This is a genomic window from Paenibacillus sp. FSL H8-0175, from assembly GCF_045040615.1.
Lineage (GTDB): Bacteria > Bacillota > Bacilli > Paenibacillales > Paenibacillaceae > Paenibacillus_AQ > Paenibacillus_AQ odorifer.
Genome location: NZ_CP150299.1, coordinates 1474272 through 1491550, shown reverse-complemented (window position 1 = coordinate 1491550; position 17279 = coordinate 1474272). Strand labels below are relative to the sequence as shown.

The following is a 17279-nucleotide window of genomic DNA, read 5'->3' as shown; positions in this document are numbered from 1 at the left end:
TTTTTATTGCAAAAAAAACAGGGATATGCGCATAACTCGCATATCCCTGTCGTATTTACTACTTAGTGGAAAATAAAAATAACATTGTACATCTTATAGACTAGCGTGATCACGTTTGGTGTAAGTCTTACGCTTCTCCAGAAGCTTGTTCAGCGCATCAATATAAGCGCGGGCACTTGCTTCTAGAATATCGGTGCTAAGTCCACGGCCTTGTGCAGCTACTTCTCCCTGCGAAAGCACCACATGAACCTCACCCTGCGCATCTTTACCACGGGAGACCGATTTAATCGAATAATCTCCAAGGGTAACTTCCTCATTCGTGGCTTTATCAATAGCATTGTAGATGGCATCTACTGAACCATTACCTTCGGCCTCAGCTACAATCGGCTGGTCTTCCGGACCCGCAATAATAACCTTGGCGGTTGGAACAGCTTCATTACCATAAGTAACGAACATCGTTTGCAGCTTAAAGACTTCTGGCGTATCAATTAATTTCTCTTCAATCAAAGCCAAAATGTCTTCATCTGATACTTCTTTTTTCTTATCTGCCAAATCCTTAAATCTAGAAAAAGCGGTGTTCAGCTCTTCTTCGGACAAATCATACCCAAGATCACTCAACTTATCGCGGAAAGCGTGCCGTCCAGAGTGTTTGCCGAGTACCAGCTTGCTCTCTTTAAGTCCAATAGTCTCCGGTGTCATGATCTCGTAGGTAGTTTTCTCTTTTAGCATCCCGTCCTGGTGAATACCCGATTCATGAGCAAATGCGTTAGCTCCTACAATCGCTTTATTCCCTGGAACCACCATACCTGTAAGCTTGCTGACCAGACGACTTGTGCGAGAGATCTCAGATAACGTAAGCGATGTTTTTGCACCAAAAAATTCAGCCCGTGTCTCAAGCGCTAGCGCAACTTCTTCAATCGCTGTGTTCCCGGCACGTTCACCGATACCGTTGATCGTTCCTTCGATCTGATCTGCACCATTCTGAATCGCAGCCAGCGTATTTGCTGTAGCCATACCAAGATCGTTATGACAATGGGCACTAAGCTGTACGCGTTCAATATCAGGCACATTCTCTTTTAGATATTTAAAGATAGCTCCGTACTCCGAAGGATTCAAATAACCTACAGTATCCGGGATATTAACAACATTAGCGCCTTCCCGGATAGCCATGCCGACCATTTCAGCCATGAAATCATACTCCGTACGTCCCGCGTCTTCTAATGAAAACTCGAGCTTAGGGAAATATTTTTTAGCGTATCGGATAGCAGACTGTGCAGTTTCCAGCACCTGAGCCTTATCCATCCGTAGCTTATGCTGGCGGTGAATAGGAGATGTAGCCAGAAAAATATGAATACAAGGGTCCTGCGCTCCCTGTAGTGCTTCTTTTACAGCATCAATATCTGTCTCTCTAGAACGAGAAAGGCCGATTACCGTGACGTTCTTCACAGCTCTTGCCACCGCATTAACAGAAGCTAGATCACCTGGAGAAGCTGCAGGAAAACCCGCTTCCATGCGATCAATTCCCAGCTTCTCTAACTGGTAAGCGATCTCCACTTTCTCACGCGTGTTGAGGTTCACACCTGGTGACTGCTCTCCATCTCGCAGTGTCGTATCGAACACATAAATTTTCCGCATGCTAAGCACCTCCCAAAAATTGTGCTGAAACTCTCAAATGCGGCTCGCAAAGTCACGGCCGCATTTGAAGGTAATACTATTTAATCATAAGTATGATTATGATTATTTCTTAATCCAGTGCATCATTTCACGCAATTGGCTACCTACAACTTCTACTGGGTGAGCAGCTTCGTTGCGGCGAGTAGCGGTAAGGAAAGCACGTCCGGATTGGTTCTCAAGGATAAAGTCACGAGCGAATTTACCTTCTTGAATATCTGTCAGAACAGCTTTCATAGCTTTTTTAGTATCTTCAGTTACAATGCGTGGTCCAGTTACATAGTCACCGTACTCAGCAGTGTTACTGATAGAATCGCGCATGCTGGACAATCCGCCTTCGTATACCATGTCAACGATCAGCTTCAATTCGTGCAGACATTCGAAGTAAGCCATCTCAGGAGCATATCCTGCTTCTGTCAATGTTTCGAAGCCAGCTTTGATCAGTGCGGATACACCACCACAAAGTACAGCTTGTTCACCGAACAAGTCAGTTTCGGTTTCTTCACGGAAGGAAGTTTCGATAACCCCTGCGCGTGTACAGCCGATACCTTTTGCATAAGCAAGACCGATTTCTTTAGCTTTTCCAGTTGCATCTTGTTCGATAGCAATCAAGCCAGGAACGCCAAAGCCTTCAACATAAGTACGACGAACCATGTGACCTGGAGATTTTGGTGCTACAAGCAACACGTCTGCATCTTTAGGAGCAACGATTTGTCCAAAGTGTACGTTAAAGCCGTGGGAGAACATCAAAGCTGCGCCTTTTTTAAGGTTTGGTTCTACTTCATTTTTATATACCGAAGCCTGTGTTTCATCTGGCATTAGGATTTGCACAACATCTGCACGGGATACTGCTTCAGCTACTGGCAATACTTCAAAACCGTCATTTTTCGCAGTTTCAAAAGATTTACCTTCACGAAGACCGATGACAACTTGAAGACCACTGTCACGCAGGTTTTGTGCTTGGGCATGTCCTTGGCTACCGTACCCGATTACCGCAATTGTCTTTCCTTTTAATACACTAAGTTCTGCATCCTGTTCATAGTACGTTGTAACTGCCATTGTCAATATCCTCCTTTAATTTGAGACCCATCATAAAGAGCGGGTGCTTCAAGAGAACTGGAATCATAGAAGATCTAGCTGCTCCTCAAGCTCCCGCTCTTTAGCGGGAAGTTCATTCATATCATATCAGATTAATGCAATCAAGCAGTAATCCGTTAAAGTCGCAAAATAAACTATTTAAGAGTTACCGCGTACCATAGCCGTAATACCCGTGCGAGACAGCTCTCTGATTCCATAAGGTTTCAAAAGCTCGATCATCGCATCAATCTTCACTGTATCTCCAACTACCTGTACTAACAATGTAGTGCTGCCAATATCAACAACTGAAGCCCGGAAGGTTTCTACAACGCCCATAATTTCCGGACGCTCACTTGGATCGGCATTCACTTTAATCAGAGCCAGCTCACGAGCAACCATGGGCTTAGATCCAAGATCAACGACTTTAATTACATCAATTAACTTGTAGAGCTGCTTCTCGATTTGTTCAAGCGTATGCTGGTCTCCAAGAGTAACGATAACCATCCGGGACAATCCAACCTCTTCAGACTGGCCAACCGTTATACTCTCAATATTAAATCCGCGGCGACCGAACAAACCCGACACCCGTTGAAGCACACCCGGCTGGTCATTTACGAGTACAGAAATCGTATGTCTTGTCACTGTTATTCATCCCCCATCAGCATATGATCGATGGTTGAACCTTGAGTTACCATCGGGTAGACATTCTCGTCTTTTGGAACAACGAATTCTACCAATACTGGACCCGGTGTTTCCAGTGCTTTCTGCCATGCATCACGTGCTTCTTCCTTATTCGTCGCCCGTAGACCTTTTACACCATAGGCCTCAGCCAGCTTAACGAAGTCCGGACTGCCTGCGAGGTCTGTAAAGCTGTAACGTTTATCATAGATAAGATTCTGCCATTGGCGAACCATGCCAAGCACCTGATTGTTAATTACTACAATTTTGACTGGTATATTGTTAATCGCACATATCGCTAGCTCTTGGGAACACATTTGCATGCCGCCATCACCATTAATCGATACTACCAGCCGTTCAGGATGTGCCATCTGTGCACCGATAGCTGACGGGAATCCGAAGCCCATCGTTCCAAGACCGCCTGAAGTAATCCATGAACGCGGATGATTGAACTTATAGTATTGTGCAGCCCACATTTGATGCTGACCAACATCCGTTGTAACAATCGCTTCACCTTTAGTGGTGTCATTGATCATTCCAATCACCCATTGTGGTTTAAGCTCTGTTTCTGAATCCTTATACCGAAGCGGCTGATCTAGCTTCCACTGAGCAATCTGTGTTCTCCAAGCATCAGCATTAGCTGCGCGGCCAACCTCAGGATTCAGCATTTCCAATACCGTTTTCACATCGCCTACAATCGGAATATCAGGCGATACATTTTTCCCGATTTCTGCAGGATCGATATCGATATGCACGATTTTGGCTTTTGGCGCGAAGCCGTCCAGTCTGCCAGTAACACGGTCATCAAAACGTGCACCGATATTAATGAGCAAATCGCACTGTTGGATCGCATTATTCGCGGTATACGTACCATGCATACCCGGCATTCCCATCCAAAGTTCTTCTGCACTAGGGAAAGCTCCGAGACCCAGCAAGGTTGTAGTAATTGGAATCTCTGTCCGTTTCACGAATTCGAACATAGCTTCATGTGCTCCGGAGTAAATGACTCCACCACCTGCAATGATGATCGGACGTTCAGCAACCGCAATCGCACGAACCAATTTATCAAGCTGCAGTTTGTTTGGAACTGTACAAGGATTGTAGCCCCGAAGATTCACTGTTTTCACTGGTGTGAACAACGTCTTCGCTGCTGACACGTCTTTCGGAATATCGATCAACACTGGACCTTTACGACCGGTATTCGCCACATGAAAAGCTTCATGTATAACACGCGGGAGATCCTCAACATCTCTTACAAAGTAGCTATGCTTAGTAATTGGCATCGTTATCCCGGTAATGTCTGCTTCCTGGAAAGCATCTGTACCGATCAGGCTGGAGAATACGTTACCTGTGATTACAACCAATGGAGTGGAGTCCATATATGCTGTAGCAATACCTGTTACAAGATTCGTTGCTCCGGGACCTGAGGTAGCTATACATACCCCTGGTTTGCCACTTGCTCTAGCGTAACCGTCAGCTGCATGAATAGCACCTTGCTCATGACGTGTTAACACGTGATTGAAATCCGTAAAACCGTACAATGCATCATAGATGTACAGTACAGCTCCACCCGGATATCCGAATACAGTGTCTACACCTTCTAATACAAGGCTGCGGAGTAATATCTCGGAACCGGAAATGACCTCCGGCTCCATCCATTTTTCTTTTAACTGCTCAGTAGACCGTAATTCCGGTATTTGCGCGCTCATTAGTATTCCTCCTCCGATATTTAACATTCATTATGCAAATGACGGACCGTCCTTTATACATCAGCAAATGGTTCCTTATAAAACAAAAAAACCTTTCGCCTCCCACGCACAGTATTAGCGCGTGAGGGACGAAAGGTTGATCTTCCGTGGTACCACCCATGTTTGCATTACATCTCGCGATGCAACGCCTTATCAGGTATACAAAAATCCATCGATGTAGGCAAGGGCCCTAATCTCTGTAACCTGAAGTCCCTAACGCGGACTAAACGATTTTCCCTAATAATTCCACCACTCTAGCCAGTGGACCTTTCAGGAAAACAGCTCCGAGGTGAGCTCGTATATAAGGGATTTCGGTGGAGGTTGCAGCAGATCCTCACACTCTCTGAGCAAAAGAGCCCTTAAAACTTCGTCCTCATCATTGCCGATACATGTATGTTCGATAAAATGTTTAGACACATTATATGATTCCTAACATGGATAAGTCAATACCCTTATTTTTAATATTGTCACAACTCCTACTTCTACGTGCTGGGAACCCCCACCACGCTCCCGACATATGATGTACGACAATGCGTAGAAAGGGGGCGCTCTATGATCCGTTATCGTCGACCCAAGCAGGATGACGTCATTATCCTTGATTTAATCGAGCGACAGCTTGTACCATTATCTCATTTGCCAAAGACTGAAATTGCCAAAATCAAAAAAGATATCCCCCGTCGTCTGGGACACGGTATCACCTTAGTCGCCTGTCCCGACTATGAGAGTGATCCAATGGGGTTTGTCCATTTCCTGCTGCATGGTGATTTACTTTATATCGATATGTTAGCCATAGCACCCGCAGCACGGCGCAAACACTTGGGAAATATGCTCATGGATCGAGCAGAACGATTTGCACTATCACGCGGATGTCATCGGGCTAAGGTATCCGTCGATTTAGGAAACACAGCAGCTCTTGCCTTTTATCAAAAATTGGGCTACAGCGTAGCCCGTTATCAATCCCTAAGCTTCTGTTACGAATTGGAGAAAAGGTTCATCTAGTTAAATCAAATTTCAACTGAACTTAAAAGAATCCGAAAGGTGGATAGGGTGTGCCTCCGTACCCGTAACCTCCATAAGGATTGCCATAGCCAGGACCTCCGCCATAAGGCGCTCCACCGCCATAGCCACCACCAAAAGCATAAGGTGCTGTACCAATGGCTAGCAAATCAAACAACACTAAAGGAATGATTGCTTTGGTTTGTACTTTTTTACCACTTACGCGTTGTAATATCAGACGATTTCCGGATACACGAAGCAGTTTCCCTGTCACCTGAGTACCGTCCTTTTTTACTGCAATGATCTGCTTACCCACGAGTCTCATAACCTGCTTCTTCGTAACTGGCTTAGTCATATGATCCCCTCCTAAATGTTTTGTACGCCTCTCATTTGCATCATCTACAAAACAGTCTATTCGATGGAAAGGACCTTCGCCTGTACACTTGCCCTCCTGCCTCAATGTTTATCCTTGCTGATCCTAATAAAAAAGCCGTATTTCCGGGAAAAGACCGGAAATACGGCTTTGAATAGTTACATGTCTATCGCTTACCAGGATCGTATGGCTGTCCTAATGCCTTAGGAGCAGAGGAACGGCCTACAGCCCCTACCAGCACGATGATAGTCAGTACATAAGGGATCATAAAGATAAACTCTTGAGGAATATTTTGTGACCACTCATACAATTGAACATAGTTGCGAATCGCTTGGGAGAATCCGAAGAATACCGCTGCACCAAAGGCACCAAGTGGATTCCATTTCCCAAAGATCATCGCTGCAATGGCGATAAAACCTTGACCAGAGATTGTATTATGTCCAAAGGTTCCGGTTGTTGTTAAAGTGATTGTAGCTCCACCAATACCCGCCATCAATCCACTCAACATTACACCGATATATCTCATCCGATTAACTTTTACACCCAGTGTATCTGCAGCACTTGGATGCTCACCTACTGCACGCAAACGCAATCCAAATGGCGTCTTAAACAGAACCAAATAAATAACGATGACCAGTATTATGGCCAGATAAGTTGTAGGATAGGAATTAAAAATCCCTTCACCAATCACTGGGATTTTGGAGAGCCCAGGAATTGCAACCTTGCTAAACCCATCAATGATCGGAGTTTCAGCTGATCCATCAAACAGGAGCTTTACCATATAGAGCGTGCTTCCTGCAGCTAAAAAGTTAATAACCGTACCACTAATCGTCTGATCAGATTTAAAGGTTATAGATGCAACCGCATGAATTAGTGAGCCTAGCACACCAACAGCTATAGCACAGAGTACACCAACCCAAGGAGCCCATTCGCCCATTCCAGCGTCCTGAGCATAATAACCGCCTACTGCTGCCGCAAAGGCACCAAACATCATCAAACCTTCAAGTCCAATGTTTACGACACCGGAACGTTCAGAGAAGATGCCGCCAAGTGAGGCAAAAATGAGCGCTGTGGAAAAAACAAGCGTTGTATTAAGCAGTTGACCTAACGTCTGCAGATCCATCTATAACACCTTCTCTTTCTTGCGCTTGAAGTAAAAGGGCTTAAGCACCCAGCGCACAATCCCTTGTGCCGCAATAAAGAATATGATTGAACCAATAACGATACGAATAAGCTCTGGTGGAACATCTGCAGCAAAACTCATACCCGCAGAACCATAAGTCAGCGTACCGTAGAGAATCGCAGCCAGAATAACACCAAGTGGATGTGTTAAACCAAGAAGAGCAACAGCGATACCATCAAATCCATATCCTGGCGATGCCGCGAAAATAGCTTGATAATGGAATACACCAAGCACCTCTCCTGCTCCGGCCAGACCGGCGAATACACCACTTATGAACATTGCCTTCATAACGTTACGTCCAACATTCATCCCTGCATATTCGGCAGCATGTGGATTGTAACCAACTGCACGCATTTCGTAGCCCTGCTTGGTCTTCCATAAGTACACATAGAAGAATACCGCTGCAGCAAGAGCAATAGCTGTACCCCAGTGTAGACGTGCATTATCAAATATCGAATTCAAAAAGGTCATGGAAAGCGAGGCCGGAATATCCTCGGAACGATTTTGTCCTGGAAGCAACAAAAAGTTTCTAACGATATAATTCGACAGGTAAAGAGCAATCCAGTTTAACATGATTGTGGTAATAACTTCGTTAATCCCACGTTTTGCTTTCAAATAACCGGCAATCCCTGCCCATAAACCACCGCAGACACCCGCAATAATTACAGCAAGCGGGACAAGCAGGAAGGATGGCAGACCTGCCATCTTAATACCCACCACTGTTGCCGCTGTCATACCAATCATTACTTGGCCATCTGCCCCGATATTAAACATCCCTGAACGGAATGCGAAAGCTACGGCTAGCCCTGTAAGCATTAATGGTGTCATTTCGCGCACAGCTTCACCAAAGTTATACAAATTACCAAACACACGTTTGAACAGTGCGGAGTAAGCAGTTATCGGATCATAACCGCCCAGAAGCATAACTATTGCTCCCACAAGAAAACCAAGCACGATGGCAACCAGAGGAACGATGTAGCTGTCAGTTGTGAAGATTTTTTTGAACTTATTCAACTGCCTTACCTCCCCGCTGCAAGCTGCCTGCCATCATAAGACCCAGTTCCTGATCATTCGTATCTTGCGGGAACACTTCACCGACAATTTTCCCTTCATAGATAACAGCGATTCTGTCAGAGACGTTCATAATCTCGTCCAATTCAAAGGAAATAAGTAGAACAGCCTTTCCTTGATCACGCTGAGCTATGAGTTGCTTCTGAACAAATTCAATAGCCCCAACATCTAGACCGCGTGTAGGTTGTGCGGCAATTAACAATGTCGGATTTTTATCTATTTCCCGCGCAATAATCGCTTTCTGTTGATTTCCGCCGGATAAAGAACGTGCTTTGGTCTCTATTGAAGGTGTACGTACATCAAATTGCTCTATAAGCTTCGCTGCGTACTTATCAATGACATCATTTTGCAAAAAGCCATTTTTGTTGTAAGGACTCTTATAATAGGTTTCCAAAACCATATTCTCACTCATGGTGAAATCAAGCACTAACCCATGCTTGTGGCGGTCCTCAGGAATATGAGAGACATTCATCTCTGAAACCTTCCGCGGTGATAAATTAGCAATTTCATTGCCAGACACGGTTATCGAACCCGAATCAATTTTGCGCAGACCTGTAATGGCCTGGATCAACTCACTTTGTCCATTACCATCTACGCCAGCAATCCCGAGAATTTCCCCTGCTTTTACTTCAAAGCTAAGACCATCCAGTACGGAGACCCCATCTTTACTCTTACTGCTGACATCCTTCAGTTTGAGTACAGATTGGCCAACCTCAGGAACCTTCTTGTCCACTTTGAAAGTTACGCCACGCCCAACCATTTTTTCAGCTAGCTCATTAGGATTGGTCTCTGCGGTATTCACAGTATCAATTACTTTCCCACGTCTAATAATGGTGACCCGATCAGATATTTGCATGATTTCTTTAAGCTTATGCGTGATCAAAATAATGGATTTTCCCTCTGCAACAAGCCGCTTCATAATCGCCATGAGTTCCGTAATTTCTTGAGGCGTAAGTACTGCGGTCGGCTCATCAAATATGAGAATATCCGCTCCACGGTACAGGGTCTTCATAATTTCTACCCTTTGCTGCATACCTACCGAAATGTCATGAATAACGGCATTTGGATTCACTTGCAGGCCATATTGCTCCGATAGCTTCCGAACCTGTTCCGCAGCGGATTTATAGTCAATTTTAAGACCTTTTTTCGGCTCCATCCCAAGAACAATATTCTCGGTCACCGTAAAAGGCTCCACAAGCTTGAAATGCTGATGAACCATACCAATACCAAGCTCAATAGCTTTATTGGGGTTATCAATAATAACCGGTTTCCCGTCGATTTCAATACTGCCTTCATCCGGTTGATACAATCCAAATACAATGTTCATTAAAGTGGACTTGCCTGCACCATTCTCACCAAGCAATGCAAGGATTTCACCCTTTTTAAGCGTCAAGCTAATGGAATCGTTAGCAACAATACCGGGAAAGCGTTTTGTGATTTGCTTCAACTCTACGACAGGAGCCGCAGCACTCATGGAATCACCCTCATCACAGAATATATAACTACCTTATAGACACGGATGTACCGCCCTTTGTAAGGCGGTATATCTATGTTCCTCTTATCATAACCAGTGCTTTAACAAGGAATAAGGCCAGCACAACACCGGCCTTATTCTTTGATCCTTATTGTAATGCAATAAATGGAGACTAACTATTACTCGGAAGGAACAGTGATTGTTCCATCAATGATTTGTTTTTTGTATTCTTCAACTTTAGCCAGGATCTCTTCAGAAACGTTGTCCTTAGTATCAGAAATACCTACACCATTATCTTTCAGACCAAGAACGGTTGTAGTACCACCCTTGAACGTACCGTCAATTACTTCTTTAGAAACTTTAAGAACAGCTTCGTCTACACGTTTGATCATGGAAGTCAAAGTAACGTCAGTACCAAACTCGATGGATTGGTCTTTATCTACACCAATAACCCATACTTTAGTACCGCCTGCTTTGTTACGAGCTTTAGCTTCGTTGAATACGCCATTTCCTGTTTGTCCAGCAGCAGGGAAGATAATGTCGTTTCCGTCGTTATACAATGTAGCCGCAAGAGATTTACCAACGTCTGGTTTGTCATAACCACCAGCATAAGTAGGTGTTACTTTAGCTGAAGGGTTAACTGCTGCTACACCAGCTTTAAAGCCAGCTTCAAAACGTTTGATTACAGGGCTTTCCAGACCACCGATGAATGCAACTTTGTTAGTTTTTGTAGTCAGACCAGCAACCACACCAACCAAGAAGGAACCTTCATTTTCGGAGAAAGTAACGGAAGCTACGTTAGGAGCTTCAACTACGCTATCAATGATAGCCAAGTTAGCATTTGGGTTCTCAGTAGCTACTTTTTTAATTGCGTCGCCAAGATCAAAACCAATACCCCAAGTCAAGTTGTATCCATCTTTAACGAAGGAGTTAAGGTTTGGCTCATAGTCAGCATTTGATTTACTTTGCAAGTACTTAACGCCACTACCTGTTTCTTTTTCAAGAGCTTGCAATGCTTCCCATGCGGATTGGTTAAACGATTTATCGTTTACGCCACCAATGTCAGTAACCATACCAAATTTGAAATCGGATTTAGGTGCGTTTGTTCCTGCATTGGTTCCTGCATTAGTTTCACCTTTAGCGGCGTTGTTATTGTTGTTTCCACAGCCTGTCAAAACGACTGTAAGAGACAGCAACATTGCAAGAGATAGCTTTAAACCTTTTTTCATTGAATGTAATCCCCCTTAAAATATTGGATGTCTTCTGTGTTCTGCTTGGACATTCCATTAGTTCAAATTATAACTGCAATAAAATCTAAAATCCAGTGCATAAATGACCTCAGGTCAATAATAATTTGCACTTTTTAGCAAGTAACCGCTTTCCATGACATAGCATGTTACAGTTATGTCTGGTTAATGTCAGAAACCCTGATTTTACTCTGTATAGTATTCCAACACATTACAAATATTATTGCACACTTAAGTGTTTTCTATTATTATGATTCCTTAGTAATTGCACTGAAAGGAAGTTATCAGATCATGACCGAAGAAATAAATCCACAAACAACACCGGCCTTCAAATATTGCCGTGAATCCCGTGTCTTCAAAACCGGACGCGTTTTCCCTAATGATGTCAATAATCACAAAACATTATTCGGTGGCAAGCTTATGAGCGGCATTGATGAAGTAGCCTCCATTTCAGCTATGCGCCATTGTCGAACTAACGTCGTCACAGCCTCTACAGACTCTGTAGACTTCTTGAGACCCATTCGCCCTACTGACTCCGTATGCTTTGAATCCTTCGTCTCCTGGACCGGACGGACAAGCATAGAGGTGTTTGTGAAGATCATTTCAGAAAATCTATATACTGGAGAGCGCGCTGTCGCTGCTACTTCATTCCTAACCTTTGTCGCAGTCGAAGAGGATGGCACGCCTACTCCGGTCCCAGCTATCATCCCAGAGACAGACGAAGAGAAGCTGATCAACGAATCTGCTAATGAACGTTCCGAGCTACGAAAAGTTCGCCGCAATATCAGCAAAAAACTCGCCGCTCAATTAAACACCATAAAGTACTGGGAATAGCTCTGCAGATGCAGAGCTTTTTCTTTTATGTAGGGAATGTCAACGCTGCTCCATCCCTATCTTACCGCACAAAAAAGCACCGCTGCATGGGCAACCCGCAGGCGGTGCTTTTCGGTTATATTACAACACTTACGCGTTGATTTTCTCTTTAGCAATACCAGCCAAGGAGTTGAATGCGTTAAGATCATTCACAGCCAGATCAGCCAGCATTTTACGGTTAACTTCTACACCAGCCAATTTCAGGCCGTATACAAGCTTGCTGTAAGAAAGACCGTTCAAACGAGCTGCTGCATTAATACGAACGATCCACAGTCTGCGGAAGTTACGTTTGGTTTGACGACGGTCGCGGTAAGCGTAAACCATCGATTTCATTACTTGTTCTTTAGCTGTTTTAAAAATACGGTGTTTAGAACCGAAATAACCTTTTGCCAATTTCAACACTTTTTTATGTTTACGACGAACTACAAATCCGCCCTTAACTCTTGCCATATTAATAAACCTCCCAAAAATGTGTAATAAACTATTTCAAGTTAGCCAATCCTTGTTTCAAACGTCTTACATCCCCAGGGGCCATTACTGGATTTCCGTTCAGAACGCGCTTAGCGCGTTTAGATTTGTGGGACAGCAAGTGGTTTTTGTGAGCTTTGTAACGTGTTACTTTACCAGTTCCGGTAATTTTGAAGCGGCCTTTCAGGCTGCTGTGTGTTTTCATCTTAGGCATGGTGTTTCCTCCTTGAATATTATGCGGCGCCAAATTGCAGATAAGCAAGTGACTCCAGATTTATTGAGCTTTAGGAGCCAAAATCATAATCATGCTGCGGCCTTCCAGCTTTGGCTGGCGCTCAACAACAGATATATCAGCCACTTCGTTCTTCACTCGTTCGAGGATTTTTTGGCCGATATTCGCGTGTGTAATCTCACGTCCGCGGAAACGTACGGAGCACTTCACTTTATCGCCCTCACCCAAGAACTTGATCACATTGCGGAACTTAGTTTGATAATCATGTTCCTCAATGTTAGCACGGAACCAGACTTCCTTGATATCAACGACCTTCTGGTTTTTACGCGCTTCCTTCTCTTTCTTCTGCGTTTCATAACGGAACTTGCCGTAATCCATGATGCGGCATACCGGCGGCTTAGCCTGTGGTGCTACATTGACTAGATCCAGATTAAGATCGATCGCCATTTGCAGCGCTTCGCGGATCGGTTTAATTCCGATTTGCTCACCTTCCGCACCAACCAACCGTACCTCTTTGGCCCGAATTTCATCATTGATCATATGTTCCTTACTGATAACTCTCCACCTCCGGATCTTTTTAACAACTATTCTCACGTAACTCCATAAAAAAGGGGTGCCGGTAACACCCGACACCCCGTGTTTGATCAACGTTCATGAACATTAACATTCATAAAGCATTGAGATCAAAACCAGCCGGCGAATATGCCAGTCAGGTGAGAAGCAGGTGCTTCTTCTTGCAATCCCTATGATTTGCGTACTTGAATACTATACACCACACTATTTGGGGTGTCAATCCTTTTATGCAGAAATTTCGTGAATTTTATACCTGCTTACTTTGTACTTCTTCAAGTCGTACTACGCGAGTATGCTTGGTATGGCTCCATTGCTTATTGTTCTGCGTGAAGAACGCATAGAACGTAATCGGATACCACGAGATCAAGTAGATCGGGAAGAATACAAGATAAGCATATACTTTCTTGAACGTAACCTTCTCCAATGCCATCGCAATACCAAAAGTCACCAGATTGGCGCCAATAGCTAGGAAGCTGAGCCAGATCGGCAAGCTGCCGTAAATGTTAGCGATATTCGGTCCGTTAAAGAACGCCATATCCACCCACATTACCGCCGTCATTAAAAAAGTGAGCAATACAATATATACATTCGCTCCATAAAGCGCGAGGTCAAACTTCGTTAAGCTGCGTTCTTTAATACTTTGCCAAAGCAATGGGAAAAAATAACGGCGAGCAACAGTGAAGTGCCCCTGCATCCAACGCAGACGCTGTCTTGAGGAAGCCTTGAAGGTTAACGGCTTCTCATCAAATACCTTTGCATCATAATTGAACTTAGGATATACACCATGTGCTGCACTACGCATCGTAAACTCCAAGTCCTCGACCAAACTTGTAGCTCCCCAGCCCATTTCTTTAAGAAGTGTGGTCTCAAAACACATTCCCGTTCCGCCAAGGAAGTTAGCCATATTTAAATTATGGCGTGAAAGTTGCCACAAACGGTTAATATACCAGTACGAAATACCATAAGCAGCTGTAATCCAGGAATCCTCTGGATTCTTGGTGTCGATATAACCTTGGATTACCCGTGCACCTGAACAAAGATCATTATTCATCTCCATCAGGAACTCAGTATGCGCCAAGTTATCAGCATCGAACATGACAACAGCATCATATTGCCGCGGCATAGCCCACAGCTCTTTAAGCATCCATTCTATTGCGTAGCCTTTACCTCTCAGATTTGCATTGGTGCGGACACAAGCGTTCATGCCGTGTTCTCTAACGATGCGAGCTGTACCGTCTGTACAATTGTCACAAATTACAAATACATCGTACAGTTCTGATGGATAATTAAGCTGCTTCAGATTCTCCATTAATGCGCCGACAACTTCTTCCTCGTTATGTGCGGCAACAAGTACGGCAAAAGATTTTTCCGGCTTATACTGCGTTTTTTTCTTTTTCCTGTGCAGTCCGAATAATGAAAACGTAAACTGATAGACTGCGATTGCTGCCAAGATCACTTGGAGCGTAACAAACAGTGCGTCTGTCATGACCTTTTGATGCCCCCTTTTTTCACTCTTGGTGTTCTTTTTTTCTCTCTAGCTTGCTTGACGTTCTTTCTGACCCTTTTGTTGCATCCCTTAACAATAGACCAAGAGTATTCTTATTCTCGGCAGACTTCACAATTTTTATATATGCTGTTTAAAAGAATTCTATGGATTCCTTTTTTTGAATCCTTATTTATCTCTTACCCTTTTAAACAGGTTTAGTCTGCTTGAATCATTGTAAAGCGTAATAGTGCTCTAAGTCAAAACTGGCAAATTTCGTGTAAACCTGAGCTTTTCCTTGAAATGAACTACCTTTAAAAAGTATGATTAAGACAGATCTAAGCTATAGAACGGATTACTGCATTAACATCTGTTAACGGTAGCCGGACTAGCGGAGGGAATTAGATATGAGACATTTATTCATGAAACTACATCTCTGGGAGCGGCATCTTTTTAAGTGGATCAACGGACGAATGCATAATCGTTTTTTGAACTTTTGGCTCTTTTACCTTACTCATTTGGGTGGAGCTACAAGCACGATTGTTATCAATATACTGGTATGGGTATTAGCTCCTGAGCCTTGGAGAACTACAGGTTTACAAGCCTTAACAGCACTAGCTGTCAGCCATATACCCGTAGCTATCGCCAAAAAACTGTACCCGCGTATGCGTCCTTATCTGGCGTTACCGGAAACCAATACTTTTCGTAATCCATTAAAGGATCATTCTTTTCCATCTGGTCATACTACAGCTATCTTTGCTTCTACGGTCCCTTATATGCTGGCGTTTCCTGCTTTGACCGTTATTCTGCTGCCGCTAGCTTGTATTGTCGGATTTTCTCGTATTTATCTTGGATTGCATTATCCATCAGATGTTATAGCTGGCGCAGTGATCGGTTCCTGCGTAGCAGCTGGTACTATAGCCTTATGGATGTAAAGCATTTATTGTTAATAACCGGGAAAACCCTTGAGAATAGGTGAATCAACATTGCGTAAAAAAAGAATCTTAATACTCTCGGAAGGTTTTGGCGCCGGACATACACAAGCAGCTTATGCGTTGTCGAGCAGTCTGCGCCAATTATCGCCTAATTTACAAACGAAGGTGCTAGAACTTGGAAATTTTTTAAACCCCAAGATGGCACCTATTATTCTGTCTGCTTACCGAAAGACGGTAACGACACAGCCAAAATTGATGGGTTATGTCTACCGTCACCAGAAATCATTCAATCGTCTTACCACGCTTGCCTTGCATCGTATATTTTATACGCATTCCAAAAATATTGTGAGACAACTGAAACCCGACGTAATTGTCTGCACACATTTTATTCCAGGTGCTGTAGTGTCCCGCCTAAAGAGATTGGATCCTACCCTAAATGTGCCGCTCGTCACCGTCATAACCGATTATGATGCGCATGCAACCTGGATTAGCCCAGAGGTAGACCTTTACCTGGTTTCAACACCTGAGGTTAAATCCAAATTGCGCAGCCGAAATATTCCTGCCACGAAAATTCAGGTAACAGGTATACCGATACACCCTAATTTTTGGAAGCATCCCGGAAAGCAGGAGATTCGAGAGCAATTCAATCTGCGGGAGATGCCAACCGTTCTTGTCATGGGCGGAGGCTGGGGAATCATGAACGACCAAGTCGTAAATGCTTGTCTGGCGGAATGGCGTGACAAGATTCAGATTGTTTTCTGTCTCGGCAATAACGAACAGCTGCTAAAGGAAATGAAAGAAGACCCGCATTATAATCATCCTAATATCTCCTTACTCGGCTTTACGCGTGAAATCCACAAGCTGATGGAGGTATCCGATCTGCTGGTTACAAAACCGGGAGGAATGACCTGCAGTGAAGGGCTTGCAAAAGGTATTCCGATGCTCTTCCATCACCCTCTTCCCGGGCAGGAGGAGGAGAATTGCCGCTACTTTACTGCAGCCGGGTTCGGAGAACCCATCGAATCTTTAGAGGTTGTCGAAATGTGGATGGAGCGCCTCTTAAACAACTATGAGGATGTGCAAAACAAGCGCAAACTTCATCTTGAAGAAATTGCGCGCTACCATCCTTTACAATGTGCTCAGAGTATCATTGAATTATTGGAATAGTTAATTTAAAAAAGCGGCAGCCTCCAAACT

The 17279-nt window shown here is 44.0% G+C and carries 17 protein-coding genes and 1 other annotated feature; of the genes, 4 read left to right on the top strand and 13 right to left on the bottom strand.

The window, feature by feature from the left end; translation table 11 throughout:
* Window positions 1-93: 93 nt before the first annotated feature.
* From MHH46_RS06550 to ilvB, 4 genes are all read right to left on the bottom strand, one after another.
* Window positions 94-1635: a 2-isopropylmalate synthase gene (locus MHH46_RS06550; RefSeq protein ID WP_038569217.1), complete on the bottom strand. Its 1542-nt coding sequence runs from the start codon at window positions 1633-1635 to the stop codon at window positions 94-96.
* Between the two features lie 102 nt (window positions 1636-1737).
* A complete protein-coding gene (ilvC, locus tag MHH46_RS06545; RefSeq protein ID WP_036679485.1) occupies window positions 1738-2730 on the bottom strand; it encodes a ketol-acid reductoisomerase in 993 nt (330 codons plus the stop codon).
* A gap of 177 nt (window positions 2731-2907) precedes the next feature.
* Window positions 2908-3396 (bottom strand): acetolactate synthase small subunit, encoded by a 489-nt coding sequence (ilvN, locus tag MHH46_RS06540; protein ID WP_170914191.1) that lies wholly within the window; start codon window positions 3394-3396, stop codon window positions 2908-2910.
* Entirely contained in the window at window positions 3393-5135 is a 1743-nt protein-coding gene (gene ilvB, locus MHH46_RS06535) for a biosynthetic-type acetolactate synthase large subunit (RefSeq protein WP_076192996.1), read from the bottom strand. The genes ilvN and ilvB overlap by 4 nt, the downstream gene beginning before the upstream one ends.
* 591 nt (window positions 5136-5726) lie before the next feature.
* Here ilvB and MHH46_RS06530 point away from each other — a divergent pair.
* Window positions 5727-6173: an N-acetyltransferase gene (locus tag MHH46_RS06530; RefSeq protein WP_036679492.1), complete on the top strand. Its 447-nt coding sequence runs from the start codon at window positions 5727-5729 to the stop codon at window positions 6171-6173.
* Between the two features lie 22 nt (window positions 6174-6195).
* On the opposite strand, the gene MHH46_RS06525 is transcribed toward MHH46_RS06530, so the two are convergent.
* The 5 genes from MHH46_RS06525 to MHH46_RS06505 all read right to left on the bottom strand — a co-directional run bounded on the left by MHH46_RS06525 (window position 6196) and on the right by MHH46_RS06505 (window position 11500).
* On the bottom strand, window positions 6196-6525 hold the full coding sequence (locus MHH46_RS06525; protein ID WP_076128060.1) for a hypothetical protein: 330 nt from the start codon (window positions 6523-6525) through the stop codon (window positions 6196-6198).
* Window positions 6526-6709: 184 nt separating this feature from the next.
* A complete protein-coding gene (locus MHH46_RS06520) occupies window positions 6710-7666 on the bottom strand; it encodes an ABC transporter permease (RefSeq protein ID WP_036679496.1) in 957 nt (318 codons plus the stop codon).
* Window positions 7667-8740 carry an ABC transporter permease gene (locus tag MHH46_RS06515; protein WP_076107269.1) on the bottom strand — a complete coding sequence of 358 codons (1074 nt, stop codon included), beginning with the start codon at window positions 8738-8740 and terminating at the stop codon, window positions 7667-7669.
* Window positions 8733-10271: an ABC transporter ATP-binding protein gene (locus MHH46_RS06510; RefSeq protein ID WP_076192998.1), complete on the bottom strand. Its 1539-nt coding sequence runs from the start codon at window positions 10269-10271 to the stop codon at window positions 8733-8735. The genes MHH46_RS06515 and MHH46_RS06510 overlap by 8 nt, the downstream gene beginning before the upstream one ends.
* Before the next feature lie 179 nt (window positions 10272-10450).
* Window positions 10451-11500: a BMP family protein gene (locus MHH46_RS06505; RefSeq protein ID WP_076107271.1), complete on the bottom strand. Its 1050-nt coding sequence runs from the start codon at window positions 11498-11500 to the stop codon at window positions 10451-10453.
* A 309-nt stretch (window positions 11501-11809) separates the two neighbouring features.
* On the opposite strand from MHH46_RS06505, the gene MHH46_RS06500 reads away from it, so the two are divergent.
* Entirely contained in the window at window positions 11810-12352 is a 543-nt protein-coding gene (locus MHH46_RS06500; RefSeq protein WP_051491073.1) for an acyl-CoA thioesterase, read from the top strand.
* Between the two features lie 129 nt (window positions 12353-12481).
* Here MHH46_RS06500 and rplT read toward each other — a convergent pair whose 3' ends face one another.
* The 4 genes from rplT to MHH46_RS06480 form a co-directional block, all read right to left on the bottom strand.
* Window positions 12482-12841, bottom strand: a complete 360-nt coding sequence (rplT, locus tag MHH46_RS06495) for a 50S ribosomal protein L20 (protein ID WP_036679505.1) — start codon at window positions 12839-12841, stop codon at window positions 12482-12484.
* Window positions 12842-12872: 31 nt separating this feature from the next.
* Window positions 12873-13073, bottom strand: coding sequence for a 50S ribosomal protein L35 (gene rpmI / locus MHH46_RS06490; RefSeq protein ID WP_036679507.1), 201 nt, complete (start codon window positions 13071-13073; stop codon window positions 12873-12875).
* 60 nt (window positions 13074-13133) lie between these two features.
* Window positions 13134-13631 (bottom strand): translation initiation factor IF-3, encoded by a 498-nt coding sequence (gene infC / locus MHH46_RS06485; RefSeq protein WP_036679510.1) that lies wholly within the window; start codon window positions 13629-13631, stop codon window positions 13134-13136.
* Window positions 13632-13688: 57 nt separating this feature from the next.
* Window positions 13689-13833 (bottom strand) — a sequence feature (ribosomal protein L20 leader region).
* 78 nt (window positions 13834-13911) lie between these two features.
* Window positions 13912-15150: a glycosyltransferase family 2 protein gene (locus MHH46_RS06480; protein ID WP_036679513.1), complete on the bottom strand. Its 1239-nt coding sequence runs from the start codon at window positions 15148-15150 to the stop codon at window positions 13912-13914.
* A gap of 404 nt (window positions 15151-15554) precedes the next feature.
* On the opposite strand from MHH46_RS06480, the gene MHH46_RS06475 reads away from it, so the two are divergent.
* Entirely contained in the window at window positions 15555-16082 is a 528-nt protein-coding gene (locus MHH46_RS06475; protein WP_076128062.1) for a phosphatase PAP2 family protein, read from the top strand.
* Window positions 16083-16133: 51 nt separating this feature from the next.
* Window positions 16134-17249 (top strand): MGDG synthase family glycosyltransferase, encoded by a 1116-nt coding sequence (locus MHH46_RS06470; protein ID WP_076193000.1) that lies wholly within the window; start codon window positions 16134-16136, stop codon window positions 17247-17249.
* Window positions 17250-17279 lie beyond the last annotated feature (30 nt).